Annotated in this window: 15 protein-coding genes; 5 read left to right on the top strand and 10 right to left on the bottom strand. The window is 42.3% G+C overall.

What is annotated here, in order from left to right; genetic code table 11:
• Positions 1–1,037: 1,037 nt before the first annotated feature.
• Complete coding sequence (locus tag D0T84_RS03990; RefSeq protein ID WP_163306264.1) at positions 1,038–2,054, top strand: glycerophosphodiester phosphodiesterase family protein; 1,017 nt, start codon at positions 1,038–1,040, stop codon at positions 2,052–2,054.
• Between the two features lie 208 nt (positions 2,055–2,262).
• Positions 2,263–2,640 (top strand): NTF2 fold immunity protein, encoded by a 378-nt coding sequence (locus tag D0T84_RS03985; protein WP_163306262.1) that lies wholly within the window; start codon positions 2,263–2,265, stop codon positions 2,638–2,640.
• 202 nt (positions 2,641–2,842) lie between these two features.
• On the opposite strand, the gene D0T84_RS03980 is transcribed toward D0T84_RS03985, so the two are convergent.
• A complete protein-coding gene (locus tag D0T84_RS03980) occupies positions 2,843–3,730 on the bottom strand; it encodes a hypothetical protein (RefSeq protein ID WP_255495176.1) in 888 nt (295 codons plus the stop codon).
• Positions 3,731–4,015: 285 nt separating this feature from the next.
• On the opposite strand from D0T84_RS03980, the gene D0T84_RS03975 reads away from it, so the two are divergent.
• The gene (locus D0T84_RS03975; protein WP_163306258.1) at positions 4,016–6,562 is read left to right on the top strand and encodes a prolyl oligopeptidase family serine peptidase; all 2,547 of its coding nucleotides are present in this window, start codon (positions 4,016–4,018) and stop codon (positions 6,560–6,562) included.
• A gap of 209 nt (positions 6,563–6,771) precedes the next feature.
• Here the strand turns inward: D0T84_RS03975 and D0T84_RS22795 are convergent, their stop codons facing one another.
• Complete coding sequence (locus D0T84_RS22795) at positions 6,772–6,906, bottom strand: hypothetical protein (protein ID WP_255495175.1); 135 nt, start codon at positions 6,904–6,906, stop codon at positions 6,772–6,774.
• 94 nt (positions 6,907–7,000) lie between these two features.
• Here D0T84_RS22795 and D0T84_RS03970 point away from each other — a divergent pair, with 94 nt between their 5' ends.
• Positions 7,001–7,396, top strand: a complete 396-nt coding sequence (locus tag D0T84_RS03970) for a hypothetical protein (RefSeq protein WP_163306256.1) — start codon at positions 7,001–7,003, stop codon at positions 7,394–7,396.
• A gap of 91 nt (positions 7,397–7,487) precedes the next feature.
• Positions 7,488–8,930, top strand: coding sequence for an alpha-amylase (locus D0T84_RS03965; protein ID WP_163306254.1), 1,443 nt, complete (start codon positions 7,488–7,490; stop codon positions 8,928–8,930).
• A 90-nt stretch (positions 8,931–9,020) separates the two neighbouring features.
• Here the strand turns inward: D0T84_RS03965 and D0T84_RS22790 are convergent, their stop codons facing one another.
• From D0T84_RS22790 to D0T84_RS03930, 8 genes are all read right to left on the bottom strand, one after another.
• Positions 9,021–9,155: a hypothetical protein gene (locus tag D0T84_RS22790; protein ID WP_255495167.1), complete on the bottom strand. Its 135-nt coding sequence runs from the start codon at positions 9,153–9,155 to the stop codon at positions 9,021–9,023.
• A 147-nt stretch (positions 9,156–9,302) separates the two neighbouring features.
• Entirely contained in the window at positions 9,303–10,472 is a 1,170-nt protein-coding gene (locus tag D0T84_RS03960; RefSeq protein WP_163306252.1) for an esterase, read from the bottom strand.
• A gap of 3 nt (positions 10,473–10,475) precedes the next feature.
• Positions 10,476–11,537, bottom strand: coding sequence for an AI-2E family transporter (locus tag D0T84_RS03955; RefSeq protein ID WP_163306250.1), 1,062 nt, complete (start codon positions 11,535–11,537; stop codon positions 10,476–10,478).
• Positions 11,538–11,803: 266 nt separating this feature from the next.
• On the bottom strand, positions 11,804–12,178 hold the full coding sequence (locus tag D0T84_RS03950; RefSeq protein WP_255495172.1) for a hypothetical protein: 375 nt from the start codon (positions 12,176–12,178) through the stop codon (positions 11,804–11,806).
• 193 nt (positions 12,179–12,371) lie between these two features.
• Complete coding sequence (locus D0T84_RS03945) at positions 12,372–13,238, bottom strand: PD40 domain-containing protein (RefSeq protein WP_163306248.1); 867 nt, start codon at positions 13,236–13,238, stop codon at positions 12,372–12,374.
• A 5-nt stretch (positions 13,239–13,243) separates the two neighbouring features.
• Positions 13,244–14,107 carry a TolB family protein gene (locus tag D0T84_RS03940; RefSeq protein WP_370525416.1) on the bottom strand — a complete coding sequence of 288 codons (864 nt, stop codon included), beginning with the start codon at positions 14,105–14,107 and terminating at the stop codon, positions 13,244–13,246.
• Positions 14,108–14,160: 53 nt separating this feature from the next.
• Positions 14,161–14,811, bottom strand: a complete 651-nt coding sequence (locus D0T84_RS03935) for an outer membrane beta-barrel protein (protein ID WP_163306244.1) — start codon at positions 14,809–14,811, stop codon at positions 14,161–14,163.
• A 136-nt stretch (positions 14,812–14,947) separates the two neighbouring features.
• Entirely contained in the window at positions 14,948–15,670 is a 723-nt protein-coding gene (locus D0T84_RS03930; RefSeq protein ID WP_163306242.1) for an MBL fold metallo-hydrolase, read from the bottom strand.
• Positions 15,671–16,047 lie beyond the last annotated feature (377 nt).

Here is a 16,047-nt window from a genome sequence, read left to right as displayed (position 1 = left end):
AAACTCATGGCTCAAAGAAGTAAACAGGCATAAAATGCAAGTATGCTACCATCCGGGAATTATTCTTTTTATCAAGAGAATCACCAATATTTGGTCTACCTTTCTTTGAAGCAAGACTCAACAGCAAGTATATTAACATTAGTTGAACTGGTGCTACACTGCCATGAGTTTTTTTCAAAGAAAAGATTTTTATCGTCATTATCGTTTGGTTTATTGGTAAATAATGAGCACTCAGGATGACAAAGAGAATGTCGCATTAATTATTACTTATGCGAATCAAGGGTTAAATGTGCCGTTAGGCACATCATATTGGTAGAAACATGAATGAAATTCGTTTTTTGTGCCGTCAGGTACAAAATGTGAATTGTTCTGTAGATATTGCGTACCTGACGGCACGCAATTAACCGGTTAAAGCTTCTTTCTACCAACATTCAGTCCCTAAAGGGACAAAAAATAGCACAATTAACCCTTGATTCGCATAATATATGCCAATCAGGATTTGAGAAAAGGCTTGAAAAGCCAAATCTTCATAACCGCGGGTCATCGACCTGCGGAAAAAGGATGAGCAATACCAGCTGTCTGAAAGACAGGACATACTGTGTGTCCTGCCGCTTCGGGCAGGGGGGAGTGTAATTGCCTTGCTCCGTAAGCTACGCTGCGCTTGCATACGGTTATGAAGATTCTGCCTTTCAGGCAGGGGTTGAGCTGCTTTCAACCCCTGATTCGCATTACTTATTAGAGTTTATATTCAATAAGATTATATATGGTTTATTCTCTGTGATTTAATTGCCTGCTGCTTTAGCTGGAGGATAATAGTCTAATCAGATAATGGCTTTAGCCAAAATGTTTTGACTAAAGTCGTTTTCTATCTGTATTATTATCCACGACTTGAAAGTCGTGGCAACTAAAACTCCTAAAAATATGCTTCTTACTCTTTTATTGAATATAAACTCTATTATTTATCCATTCAATCTACCTTAAATCTTATAACTAAATTGGTATATTTGTAAATCTTTATAAATGCTCAAAATTTAATTATGAAAAAAGCTATTTTATTACCCCTGTTTTTATCGTTTAGCATATTTGTCTTGCTTGCCCAGTCGCATAACCACCTGTTGGTATTGGATAATTATACCATCCCCGTTAATCAGAAAGGTGCGCTAATAGGTAAAATTATTTCCCCCTCCGGCGGAACAGTATCGTTAGAGAAAGACCCTTCGGGATTATTTGAAGTTGACAAAGAAGGCAATCTTAAGTTGAAGAAAAAGAAACAATTGAAAGGGGAATCTCCTATATCTTATGAAGTAGTACTGAAAAGTGGGAGTGAATCGAAATCCTTCGAACTGGTAAAAGACGATTTTCTGCACAATAAAGTAATCGCACACAGAGGGGCTTGGCGGAATATGGATTATAGCCACAACTCGATGAGCTCTCTGAAGCAAGCCGTTGAGCTGGGGTGCGAAGGCTCGGAACTGGATGTGTGGATGTCGTCTGACGATGTTGTCGTACTGTCGCACGACCCATCGATAGGAGGTAAGGTCGTAGAGGAAACCACGGCTAAGGAATTGTCCGAAACCCCGTTGAAGAACGGAGACTTCGTGCCTACCCTCGAAGAATATATAAATTATATCAAAACCCAGAATAAGACTAAGTTAGTAGTAGAGATAAAAGGCACGAATAAAGGGAAGGCCATCGCCGATTCGGTTGTACAACTGGTACATCGCCTGAAAGCGCAGGCCTGGGTCGATTATATTTCGTTTGGCATGCAATACCTTGTTCGTGTAAAAGAGTTAGACCCCGCGGCTAAAGTATTGTACTTAGGTTCGGACAAGACACTGGAAGAACTGAAAGCCGCCGGAATGGACGGGGTGGATTTTCATTATTCACTGTTTCAGAAAGATAAGGGGCTGGCAGGTAAAGCCAAATCGATGGGGCTGCTTACAAATGCGTGGACAGTCAATGATGAAGCTGTGATGAAAGAAATGCTAGGATTCGATATTGATTTTATAACTACCGATGAGCCGGAGCTGTTGTTTAAGCTGATAAAGGAATAATCAGGCATCAGCCTATATGATACAGGCGCTGGAGATACTCATCTTCAGCGCTTTTTCGTGAAATACGATTATTTTCTGCACTTCATTTATGGAATATCTGTAAGAGTACCCTCTATTAGTTAAACAGAACGAAATTGAACGAAGAAAAGGGTATAATAAAATATTCGTATAAAATTTAAACAGTTACTAACTAATAAATACAGGTATTATGAGCAATAGGTCAGGTGTGTATGCTGTATGTTTCATAGGTCTTATCGTTTCCATCCCATTATATCACATCAGGAGCAAGTCTCTGGAAAGTAAACTGTTCAACCCGCTGAAAGGAATAAATTTCACATCTCAGGCGCCAGCCGGCGATGCTGAACCGGCATTGCCTACCATCGGGAGTGTATTGACTGTGGCCAAACCTGCATTGAAAGCAGCGTATGGCAATGATGCGATTGACAACGAAAGCCCTCTGCTGATAAATCTCGAAAATAATATATGGACTGTTGTAAGTTCGCCAAAAGAAGGACGGAAAGGAGGTGTTTTGCAGATCAGGATAGACAAAATTACAGGAAAGATATTGAATATATCACACGGGTAATAAACCCCAAAAAATACGGCTATTCCCCTTAGCCCCAACCCTGGCTGGGTAATGTTTAAGCATCTCTCTTCTTTTTCATTACTTGCAGTCAGGGTTGGTTTTTCGGGCAGGAGCATATTGCGCACGCCCGAAATCGAATTCAGGAAATGGAAATGGGCGCATATAATACGCCCATATACAAATAATAAATACGCTCGCTACCTTATTTCTTTTCTTTCTCTATATACGTAAATGTTGTTATATAGTTTTCAAAGGCTTTGTTGTTCTTGGTTGTGCCCGACATTTCAACTTGTGATACGAGATTATTTTCATCGAATGTATAATCATATTTTATATCAGCGTATGTAGAACCGTCACTTATTTTTGTTACCACAGCCTGTATAATGTTATTCTTACTCCTTGCCCCCATGTGTTCTGACAAGAAAGGCAGGTTTGCCATGAGCCAGCATGTAGTAGCCATATTGAACGTGTTTCGTGGCATTTCGTAGCAGTACTCCGAAGGTGCGGCGTGTTCCTTGTCGTCATAAGTATATTGGAACAGATAGCCTTTCGATGTCGAAACCTCTGTTATGTTGCCATCTACAACGGTATAAGTTTCCGAGTAGTTCAGCGAAGATTCAATCCCCGTTTTGTCGTAGTGATCCAGTTGCTGCATATACCCTGCGGCATCGTAGACAAATGTAGTTGAATCGTTTATCGATATTTTTTTTGTTGTTTCTTCGCCCGAGGTTCTCTCGGTATATCTTACATGCAGTGCATATTCAGCCTGTTTTTTGTCGTTAAGGAAAACAAGCAGGCTATCGTAATATACAGAGGTGGCATTTTGCTGGATAATTCTGGAATAAGACACCTTGCTGTCGCTGATGTAATCTACTACGATAGGCGAATCATTTTCTTTCGAACTTGTTATCGTCTTCATCAGGTCATCGTCAGTATAAGTGAATTCCTGACTGTAACGTCTCGAGAATCCCGGATTATCATCAGGGTAACCCACCGTTTTCAATAGCCAGTAATATTCCGGTTCCGGTTCTGGCTCGGGTTCTGGTTCAGGCTTAGGTTCCGGTTCTTCCTCCTGCGGATGATATAACATAAGGGAATCTGTAGAACAGGAATAAGTACAGAAAATAAGTAAAATAAAGATAATGTAGTAAGTAAAGGGCTTCATCTTCTGGTTATTTTAGGCTTCATTGTTTGTGGTACAAATATAATATTAAAATGTGTTAGAACATATAAAAGGTAAAATAATCATAGCATTTTAACAATAGAGTTTATATTGAAGAAAGTGTAAGATCCTCTAATCTATTTTTATCCCGATTCATTATCTCGCCCGATAATTTATACCTTTGTGTTTCATGAAAACTAAAAAATCTAAAATATGAAGTTCAAATCGTGCATCTTGTTAGCCGGCATGTTTATAGCAGTTAGCCTTTATCCTCAAAAAAAACTGACTATCAGTCAAATATACACAGCGCCTTCGGTAACGGTAGTCAATCCCCTGAAGATAGACAGCGTAAACCTGAAAGGCGAATCTTTTTCGGAAAAAAATCTGTTGAAAATGCAGGTGACTATCCCCGGCCAATCTGTTTTTGTAAGGCCGCTCAAGGCCGATGCCGACGGGTTCTTCTATATGGAAAAGCCGCAGGAAAACGGGACGACAGTGCAATTGATATCCTTCTATGTCACTTCTGACCGTTTTGCGAAGGGTACCCTGAGGGTAACCACACCCAATATGATTGAAATATATGTTGACGGAAAACTGGCGGCTACAAAAGAGACGAAAGAAAGTACCTTCCGTTCCGACAAGAAGGATATAACTACCACAATAAGCCCGTATCCGCAGCGGAGCCGTGTCGTTATCAAACTGCTGGCCTCGGCTAAAGACGAGGTTCCTCCTACATTGAAGATAGATATAGAAAATGAAAAAGAAGATAGCAATACTACCTTCGCTTCATCAAATACGAATAGCAGGTTTGTGAATTTTTCCGATATGCTGTTGGGCAAGCGTGTGTCAAAGGTCAGTTTGTCAAACAACGGGCAATACGCACTGATATTTTACCGCAATACACTGGGCGAAAAAAGTATTACATCTGCCGAACTGCATAATGTAAAGACAGGCACTAACATGCTGATAGACACCGAAGGTAGCAAACGCCTGCTGGCATGGATGCCTAAGAGTGAAAAGATGTTCTATGTATCGAAAACCGATGCGGGAACTGAATTGCGGACAATCGACCCGCTTACAATGCAGGAAGCTGTGCTTGCAAAAGATATTCCGGACGAAAGCATTCTGTTTTCGCCCGATGAAAGAACGTTATTTTATACAAAAGAAGAAAAAGAAGCCGAAAATAAGAGCGACCTGAAACTATTAAGATCGCCCGAAGACCGTCAGCCCGGTTATGGAAACCGTTCATTTATTTATAAATACGACCTGGCTACAGGCCTTAGCCAGCAACTCACATTTGGCTCGCACTCTACATATTTAAATGATATTAGCGCCGATTCCAAGCAGTTATTGATTTCAATATCCGATGAAACCGTGACAAAAAGGCCGTTCAGGAATTTTTCTATGTATAAACTCGATTTGCCGGCAATGACAGTGGATACCTTATGGACAAAAGAGGCGTTTGCCTATGGGGCTTCGTTTTCTCCCGATGGAAAGAAGGTGCTGATATCCGGCGCGGGAGAGGCTTTTGGCGGCATAGGGCTGAATATAGCAGAGGGGCAGATGGCGAATAGCTACAACGCATTAGCCTTTATTATGGATCTGGGCACGAAAAAGATAGAACCGATAACAAAAGACTTCGATCCGAGTATTGATGCCGGTTTTTGGAACAAAAAAGATAACCTGATATATTTCCGTACTACCGATAAGGACTGTGTGAATATGTACACATACAACCCTTCGGCTAAATCTTTCTCCAAATTGCCATTGGATGAAGAGGTTATCCGCACATTCAGTACGGCCGACAATGCTCTTTTGGGTATTTATTCGGGAGTAAGTGCCTCCAATTCCACAAAGGCGTATCTCTATGACCTGAAAACACAAAAATCGACATTGATAGCTGATCCATATAAGGAACAACTGGCCGAAATGACATTAGGGAAAGTGGAGGGTTGGAATTTTACCAATTCGGCCGGTACAGAGATAACAGGCATGTTTTATTTGCCGCCTAACTTCGACGCGTCGAAGAAGTATCCGATGATTGTATATTACTATGGGGGAACTATGCCTACATCCCGTACCTTCGAAGGCCCTTATCCGGGGCACGTATTCGCCTCGCAAGGGTATGTGGTATATGTGGTACAGCCAAGCGGCGCCACAGGCTTCGGACAGAAGTTTGCCGCCCTCCATGTCAACGCCTGGGGGAAACGCACGGCGGAGGATATAATAGAAGGTACTAAGCAGTTTATGAAAGAACATAGCTATGTGGATGAAACGAAGATAGGATGTATAGGCGCCTCGTACGGAGGTTTTATGACCATGTATCTGCAAACCCGGACGGATATGTTCGCTGCCGCGGTATCGCATGCAGGTATCAGCTCCATCAGCAGTTACTGGGGAGAAGGGTACTGGGGATATACTTACAGTTCGGGAGCCAGCGCTAACAGTTATCCGTGGAATAATACCGATATGTATGTTAAGCAGAGCCCATTGTTCAGCGCCGATAAAATAAACACACCGTTGTTGCTTACTCACGGAACAGTGGATACGAATGTGCCGATGGGAGAGAGCATTCAGATGTACACGGCTTTGAGAATATTGGGGAAACCTGTTGAATTTATACAGGTTAAAGACGAAAACCACGGGGTAATGAACTATAAGAGGCGTGTGGAATGGAACAATTCCATTATGGCATGGTTCAGTAAATGGCTGAAAAACGATAGTGGCTGGTGGGATAATTTATATCCGGGAGGCAAATAAGAAATGGGAAATGTTGTATTTCCATGTATTTGTAGGGGCAGTGGCTTGTCCCTGCCCGTTTATTTTATATGAGGGAACCACAAGGGATTGCCCCTACAACGTTCTTAATAAAACATTTATTTTTGATATGTTTGTTTTGAAATTTTTTACTGCCATTTTTTTCTTTTGTTTAATCTTTTTTGCGCTTTTGTGTGTTATATCTAAAATATCTAAGTACATGACAAAATTTTATATCCTGCTGTAGGGGCATCCCCTTGTGGGTGCCCGTAAACGATGACAAGCGGGCAGGGACAAGCCTCTGCCCCTACATCGTCTCCAAATCGTGTTTGAATAATTTTTGTCATGTACTAAACTAAAATATAATAATAAACGAAATAAACGGTTATTATATTTGGTGTGGTTAATTAGGTTTAAATTAAAAGAAAATTGTATTAAGAAATGAAAAAAGTTTTAGGTGTATTCTGTGCTGCCGGCCTTATATTGCTGGCTACTTCATGCAGCGACAAGGTAAAAAGTGACGCGAGCCAGACATTGGAAGATGTAAAGACTTCAATAGACACAACTGCAAATAATGTATCTGATAAAATAGATGAAGGCGCCGATAAGGTCAAAGAAGGATATGATGATGCAAAGAAAAATGTTAAGGAAAATGTTGAACAAACAGAAGAGTCTGTTGATAAGACAGCCGATAAAGCATCCGACAAAATAAAAGAAGGAAAAGAAAAAGCGAAAGACGCCTGGGATAACACAAAGAAAGATGTAAACGAAGCAGCTAAAGAGGTAAAGAAAGACGTAAAGAATGTTGCTGATGATGTAAAGAAAAAACTGAACTAACAAGTTGATTGTCAGTAAAACATAAGAGGTGTAGCAGAAAAACTATGCCTCTTGTTATTAATACAAGATATAAACAAAACTATTATTTCTTATGAAAAATGGTGTAATGATGCAATACTTTGAGTGGAACCTGCCCAATGACGGCAACCTGTGGAAGAAACTCAAGGATGATGCGAAGCATCTTCACGAAATAGGTATTACAGCGGTGTGGATTCCCCCGGCTTACAAGGCTGATGAGCAGCAAGATGAGGGATATGCTACCTACGATTTGTTCGATTTGGGTGAGTTTGACCAGCAAAATACCGTCAGAACGAAATATGGTACAAAAGCCGAATTGAAGCAAATGATAGATGAGTTGCACAAATATCAGATATCTGTTTATCTGGATGCGGTAATGAATCATAAGGCGGAAGGCGATTATACCGAGCGGTTCATGGTAAAAGAGGTAGACCCGAAAGAGCGGACAAAGGATATCAGCGATGAGTTTGAAATTCAGGCTTGGACAGGATACCTGTTTCGCGGGCGGAATAATAAATATTCGGATTTCAAATGGCATTGGTATCATTTTTCGGGTGTTGGCTTCGACGACGCAAAGAAGCGGAGCGGAGTTTTTAAGGTAATGGGGGAGAATAAGAACTGGAGTGAAGGCGTAGACAAAGAAAACGGGAACTATGATTTCCTTTTGTGTAACGATCTGGATCTGAATCATCCGGAAGTTATCAATGAACTGAACCGTTGGGGTGTATGGGTTTCCAAAGAGCTGGACTTGGATGGTATGCGCCTCGACGCCATAAAGCACATGGATGATAAGTTTATCAGCCAGTTCCTGAAACATGTAAGGGCAGACCGAGGAGAGGATTTTTACGCAGTGGGAGAATATTGGAACGGCGATATAGAAACGCTGGACAACTATCTGGAGTCTGTAGGCAGTTGTGTCGACCTGTTCGATGTGCCTTTGCATTATAATATGTATGAAGCTTCCCGGAAGGGGAAAGAATATGATATGCAGAACCTGATTAAAAACTCTTTGTCGGTAGCGCATGCCGAGCTGGGTGTTACATTTGTAGATAATCATGATTCCCAGCTGGGTAGTTCACTCGAATCGGAAGTGGAAGAGTGGTTTAAGCCATCCGCATACGGATTGATCCTGCTGATGAAAAACGGTTATCCATGTATCTTTTACGGAGACTACTATGGCGTACACGGAGAGGAATCGCCCCACAGGGAAATCATAGACACTCTTTTACAGGCACGGCACAAATATGCCTATGGCGATCAGGTCGATTATTTCGACCATGTGGCTACAGTCGGCTTTGTGCGTACGGGAGATAAGGATCATCCCGGTTCGGGACTGGCTCTATTGATCTCGAATGGAGAAGACGGGAATAAAATGATGAATGTAGGCGCCGCCCGAAAAGGTGAAGTATGGTATGACCTAACAGGCAATATCAAAGATAAGGTAGTGATTGACGAAGATGGTGATGGAAACTTCCTGGTAGAAGGAGGTAAGCTGTCTGTCTGGGTAAAAGAATAGAGTTAATAAAGAGGCTATTCAAAAGACAAAGACACAATTGTCATTGCGTGCTTGACTTTTGAATAGCCTCTTTACTTTTATGTGTTATTTCTAAGTACATGACAAAATTTTATATCCTGCTGTAGGGGCATCCCCTTGTGGGTGCCCGTAAACGATGACAAGCGGGCAGGGACAAGCCACTGCCCCTACATCGTCTCCAAATCGTGTTTGAATAATTTTTGTCATGTATTGTGGTGTTATTTAGTAATGGAAAAAGAACTAGGTCTATTGAGAAAAAACTCCGTGTTTCTCCTTTCACTCTGTGGTTAAAGTATTTTAAGATATGCATGCATATCAAAGAGATACAAAAACTCCAAATTATCTTTTTCTATTTTACTTAAACAGCAGGGGCAGAAACTCGGAGAGGTAAGCTCTCCAATTGCTCCAGGTGTGCCCTCCTTCAGTCTCTACATACGTGTATCTGGCCTCCAATTTGTCAAGTTTGGCCTTATATGCCTGAACATCGTTATACAGGAAGTCCGTTTTGCCTATACCTATCCAGTAGAGTTGATACCCGTTTCTTATCTGGCCGGATAATGTGCCTTCAATATCTTCATAGGCTCTCGAGTTGACGCCGGGATTTGGATTGATCGCCGGAGAGAATAAGCCTATATAATCGAATGTGTTCGGGTAATAACGCGAAATATGCAAAGAATGGTAACCTCCCATCGACAGTCCGGCAATAGCACGTCCCGAGCGGTCTGTATATACACGGTAATTGTCTTCGATAAATTTCATTACGTCAGGAAAAGTTTCTTCCATTTTTCCATCCATTGTTTGCGGCAACTGGAAAACCGGTTTGTAAAAACCGAGGCTCGATTCGCCCGGAGCCGCTTCCTGCGATACATTACCGTTCGGCATCACTATAATCATCGGTTTGGCTTTACCCTGTGCTATCAGGTTGTCGATAATCTGCGAGGTACGTCCGAGAGCCATCCATGCTTCTTCGTCGCCACCCATGCCGTGCAATAAGTAGAGTACGGGATATTCGTCCGAACCTTTTTCATAACCCGGAGGTGTATAAACGGTTATGCGGCGTACCTTGTTATTCCCCGGAGAATCGTACCAACGGCGGGTAACAGACCCATGAGGAACGCTTTGCACTTTATACAGGTCGGCTTGTCCGTTTCCTGTGATAAAGATGTTTGATACAGTGGCTACATCCCTGTTAAGGTATACATTGTTAGGATCTTTTGTTTCCACTCCGTCAACGAAGAACGAATAGCTGTATAGATCGGATGGCAAAGCCTCCGTTGTGTGCGACCAAAGCCCTGCCGCGTCCTTTGTCAGGGTTGCCATGCCGGGTTTCCAGTCCACTCTCGGAATCCAGTCTCCTGTAACTTTTACCTCCTGTGCATTTGGCGCGAACAGGCGTAGTGTGACAGTATTGTCTGCGTGCACTTCCGGAGAAGTAATGTTAGAGCCTTCTCCTAATGCCTGTTGAGCATATATACACGAAACGGACATAATAAAGGCTGCGATCAATAGTAAAGTTTTTTTCATATTTTACAAGTTTAGTGTTTTATCATCTTCGTAGTAATCGGGTGTAATGATTGTCCTTTTATCATCGAGATATTCCCGTTTGAATATATCAATGCATAGGATAAATACGGATATCAACAGAGGACCGAAAATAACTCCCCAGAATCCGAACAGTGTCAGACCTATTATAACTCCGAAAACTGTTACCAGCGGATGCGTGTCGGCCAATTTTTTTTGCAGCATAAAACGGATCAGGTTGTCTATATTGGAAATAATCAGGAGCGCGTAGGCAGCCAGCCCGATTGCACTGACCCAGTCTCCTGTCAGCGCCAGATAGACAGCCAGCGGGAACCATATCAAGGATGTGCCTATCAATGGGATAATGGTGGCGAAACATGTAAGGAACCCGAAAAGGATCGGGCTCGGAGTTCCGAAAATGACATAGCCGATTGTAGCGATAGCACCTTGTATAATGGCTAGTAAAGGGATACCGATAGCATTGGATGTTACCATCATCTTAATAGAGTGTATCACATTTTTTTTATTCCCTTCATCGAAAGGCAATAAGGAATAGAGGTATTTCTCCATCTGTGCTCCTCCTATAAGCATAAAGTATAAGACGAAAACCAGTACCAATGAGTTGATAACAAAGCTGCTGACACTATCGAGCAGTATTTGTCCGATTTTAGGCAGGTAAGACGCGGCACTCATTATATTTTCTGTACTGAGCACATTATAACCTGTCTTTTGTTGCACCAGTTCGTTAAAGTGTTGTATCCCTGATAGGTAAGACGCAGGGTTAAGATTTATATTATTCAATTCCCCTACCAGTAGCCAAACAGCTACAGAGATAGGTATCAGAAAGCATAATATAGCTTCCAATAAAATGAGGATGGCCGCAGTACCACGACCCATATTTTTTTTCCCGGTCAGGTATTTCATTTGCCCTCTTACCATTACATAGATGGTAGAAGCACCCAGCATCCCGCTCATAAATGGAGCTAACTCCCTGAATAGAACAATCCCCATGAAAACAATAAGTATTATCAGGGAATATTTCCAATATTGTTTTTTAATGTTCTCCATATATCTATATGATATAATTATGTACAAAGCTATAAAATAATGTGAATCAGTATTTGCTTTTGTTTAAATTATACGTTCTTTTATTTTTTATTCTGCGCGCAATCGCAGATTGCTTGCCTTACTTTTGGCCAAAGCTCCAAAAGTAAGCAAAAAAGCATTGCGCCCCGCTTCGCCGTACGACCCACCAACGGCTTGCCGGCTGAATGAAGTGATGAAAATCTCATCTTTGCGATAATTGGCAGACGATGTTTAAAAGCGCCCGCACTTCATTCTACGCCGCCTGCACCGGGTGGGTACCCCGTACGCTTGCTAACGGCGCTTGCTGACGCCTGATTTGCAGAGTCTATCCTCTGTCTTGACGTTGCGTCGCGACTCCGTGCATCTGTTCCGCAGGCGGGGTACCCACCCGGTGCAGGCGGCGTGAAACGGGATGTTGTCCGAGCCGCGAGTTTCGTCCCGTTTAGCCGGCAAGCCGTTGGTGGGTCGCCGAGGGACAAAGCACTAGCCTTTTGCCTTCTTTTGGGCAATGCCAAAAGGAAGGACAAGCCCGGGAGGGCGCGGCAGTAGGGAGCTTTGGCCAAAAGTAAGGCAAGCAATCTGCGATTGCGCGCAGAATAAAAAAGAGCTATTATATCAAGCATATTTTCAACTACTGATTGACATAAATAATTATCCTGTAACCGGATATCGTCAATAAAAAAGAGGCAATAATTTCAATTCTATCTCTTACAACGCTATTTTATTTTAAAGTGTTCACAATTAAGAGTCTATAATAGAACTTTTCGCTAAAATTCAAACAGTTTCTTAGTTACTCTCCTATTCTCTGCCGATTTATTATTCAGTCCTGTATCTGATGTATGCGAATCTTTTACTGTCGGGCGACCACGGATTCACATTAAATGTTCCCTGCCCGCCGAATAGTTCTATTATTGTTTTTGGTTCGCCTCCGTTTGCCGGCATAATGCGTATTTCCACATTCTTGTATCGCAGATGCTCGTACGGCTCAAGGTCGCCTTTCTTATACGCTATGTATATTGCGTACTTGCCGTCAGGGGAGATATGGGGAAACCACGCGTTACGGTCTTCATCAAAGGTCATTTGCGTTTGTTCCGAACCGTCTGTTTTCATTCTCCAAATCTGCATCAGCCCTGTGCGTACCGAATTGAACCAGATATAATTCCCGTCGGGGCTATATTCCGGCCCATCGTTCAAGCCTTCCGAGAAGGTCAGGCGTGTTTCGTCCGTCCCGTCAGCGTTGATTGTATATACGTCCATTTCACCGTTGCGGTTTGCACAGTATGTCAATGATTTGCTGTCGGGGCTCCATCCGTGCATATAGCTGGGCGCGGATGGGGTTACCTGTTTTGGGGTACCGCCTCCGGCTGGGAGGATAAAGATTGTAGGCCTGCCTTCGGGGAGCGAGCGGTGGCTTACCGCCAGCCATTTCCCATCGGGAGATATAAGGTGGTCGTTGTTGCATTTAGTAGCGAATCCCGTGTCTATCTGTTGTGGGTCGCCTCCATCAACGGATAACTTATAAATTAATCCTTCACTGTTGTATATCAGCCACTTCCCATCGGCTGTCCAGTCGGGGGCTTCTATCAGGTATGGGAATTCTTTTACTAAAGTACTTTTATTGGTGGTAATGTCGAATATTTCGAGTATGCTGGTTACTTTTTCCGGTTCGGGGTTATTATTCATCTTATTTATTCATTTATACGATAACTGACAAAAGCTATATATTTGCTGTCGGGCGACCATGAATTGACATTGATGGTGCCTTGTCCGCCAAATAGTTTTACCAGCGTTTTTGGTTCGCCTCCTTTTGCTGGCATTATACGCAATTCCACATTCTTATTTGCCAGATGCTCTCCCGGTTCTAAATCTCCTTTATAATATGTAATGAAAACGACATGTTTCCCATTGGGAGAAATATGCGGGAACCATGAATTACGGGTTTCATCGAAGGTCATCTGGGTTTGTTCCGTTCCGTTTGCCTTCATGCGCCAGATTTGCATCAGCCCCGTACGTACCGAGTTGAACCATATATATTTCCCATCCGGCGAATATTCAGGCCCGTCATCCAGACCTTCCGTTTCGGTGAGGCGCATTTCTGCTCCGCCTTTGGCGGGGATAGCGTATATGTCGTAATTCCCTTTTCTTTCGGCACAATATGCCAGATATTTCCCGTCAGGGCTCCAGCCATGCAGGTAGCTGGGTGCTAATGGCGTTATCAGCTGAGGGTCGCCACCTTGGATGGGAAGTGTATAGATACGGGATTGTCCGTCTTCCTGTGTGCCATGACTGATGGCTATATGCCTGCCATCGAAGGATAGCACATGGTCGTTGTTGCAGTTGGTGGCAAATCCGGTGTATATCTCTTGCGGTTCGGCAGGAGAAGCGGGAGCGAGTTTCCAAAGCTTTCCTCCGCTGTTGTATATCAGCCATTGCCCGTCGTAAGTCCAGTTGGGGGCTTCTATCAGATATGGGAATTCTTTTACCGTGGAGCGTTCGCCCGTATTTACATTCAGTACTTCGAGTATACTGGTTACTTTCTGTTGTGCCTGCATAGTGTGGCCAAAAGCAAGGATGGTTATAAGGAATATGATTCTTTTCATCGGGGTTACTGTTTAATGATATAATTGAAACCGATACCGATCTGAAGCGGTGTGGAATTCTTAAACTTGATAACATCGGGCTTTATCCTGCCAAAATTAAATGTGTTGTAACCCAGCCAGGCATTAATGGCCCACCGTTCGTTCACGGGGAACTGGTATCCGGCTCTTATCTCATATTGTAAACCATACTTATGTGCCGAGCCTTCCATATTGGTGATCTTATCCAGGTTGAGGTTCATACGGGTATATGACAACCTGTTTTCGAGATATACATACCGCGCACGGTCATTTTTATCGTCATAGCCGATGGGGAAATAAAGTTTTGGCGCTATATATGGCGCCCAGAATGTACCCCTGTATATGTCCTCGAAATTTCCATACACTTCTCCGGATTCGCCTTGCCCAATATTCGGGTCTGTATATCCTACTTTCTGGTTAAATCCTCCGAAACGGAATCCGGCTTCGATACCAAAGAAAAAGATAAAATCGTACTCGTAGCCTATACTTCCCCCTCCGGCAACAGGGTTTTTCCGGTCGCTGCTAAAATAAGGCATTCCGAACGATAAATCGATTCCGGCATTTAGTTTATGCCCTTCCTGTGCTGTGGCGCATAGGGATGCAAAGAGTATAAATAATGGAATTATCAGCTTTTTCATAATCTTAGGTTTTTAAATTATGTTCCGGATAAGCGGCATCATTTATACAAATCTAATAAAAATAGGGGAACTATTAAGTATTGGTAGATAATAATTAGGTTAAATAATTTGAGGCTTTTGTTTGTCTGATTATAACTTAAAACACAATATTTTCTCCCCTGTGCTTCCAGCGGATGAATTTACAATTCTTACTCTCCGCATATCCGGCAAAGGCGGCTGCCTGTTCGTAGGCTTCTGCAAAATGCATCGGTGCGAAAATATCCGTTTGTATAGCGCTGATAAACTGTTCGGCACCTTTCATGTAGTCCTTTCCCAGTCGTGGGTCGATAGGGAACATGGCTAAATCGAGGTGTTTAACCTTGCTTGCCAACAGATTAAGTTCATCCTGATAGAATGCTTCTGCTTCGTCTATTTCTTCTTTTGTGGATTCTTCGTTCCAGTGCCAGTTGTTGAGGTCTCCCGCATGGAATATTGTCTTATCCGCAGTTTTAATAAGGAAAGAAACGCCTAAGTCCGTAGATCCGAATGCCTGTATAAACAATGTTTCGTCACGGTATGTATCCGACTTGTCCAGATAGATGGCGTCACGGTCTTTCGCTTTCTTGTGTTTGAGTATATCTTTAGAGAAAATATAGACTACATTGGGGTGTTCCCATTTCCACTTCAGTACTTCTTTGTTGAAATGGTCGTGATGTGAGTGTGTGCAAAGAACATACAGTTTTCCTTCCTTTTTCAAGAGTTCTTTGTGTACAATACCCTCTCCGGGTATATCCGATGAGTCTTTGTAATAATCTACAATGATTGTAAAACCATCTCCCTCTATTGCGTAGCCGCTATGATAAATATACGTTAATTTCATTTTTCTCTCTTATTATATAATTATTCCCGTCCTGCAGGATTTGATACTCACTATTAAACCCCGAACTCCAGTCAATTGTTTTTTGATAATGTAAGTAACTGTTTAAATTTTATACGAATATTTTATTATACCTTTTTCTTCGTTCATTTTTAGTCTGTTTTCGGCTGTTTTTTCCTTTCTCTCAACTCAACCAGCGGTCACAGGAGCGAAGCGTATGTAAATAGCCCGCTATTATCGTTTCAAGGAAGAACCAACGGTCACAGGAGCGAAGCGTATGTAAAAAAACATCTCTAAAACATCTCTAAAAATTTGAACGAATAAAATTTAAACAGTTTCTTCTATGTTGTAATCCAAATATTCGGAGTATTATTTTTCGT

It is taken from the genome of Dysgonomonas sp. 521, assembly GCF_010501055.1.
Classification (GTDB): domain Bacteria; phylum Bacteroidota; class Bacteroidia; order Bacteroidales; family Dysgonomonadaceae; genus Dysgonomonas.
The sequence above is the reverse complement of the archived record's forward strand: the minus strand, read 5'-3'. Positions and strand labels throughout refer to the sequence as shown.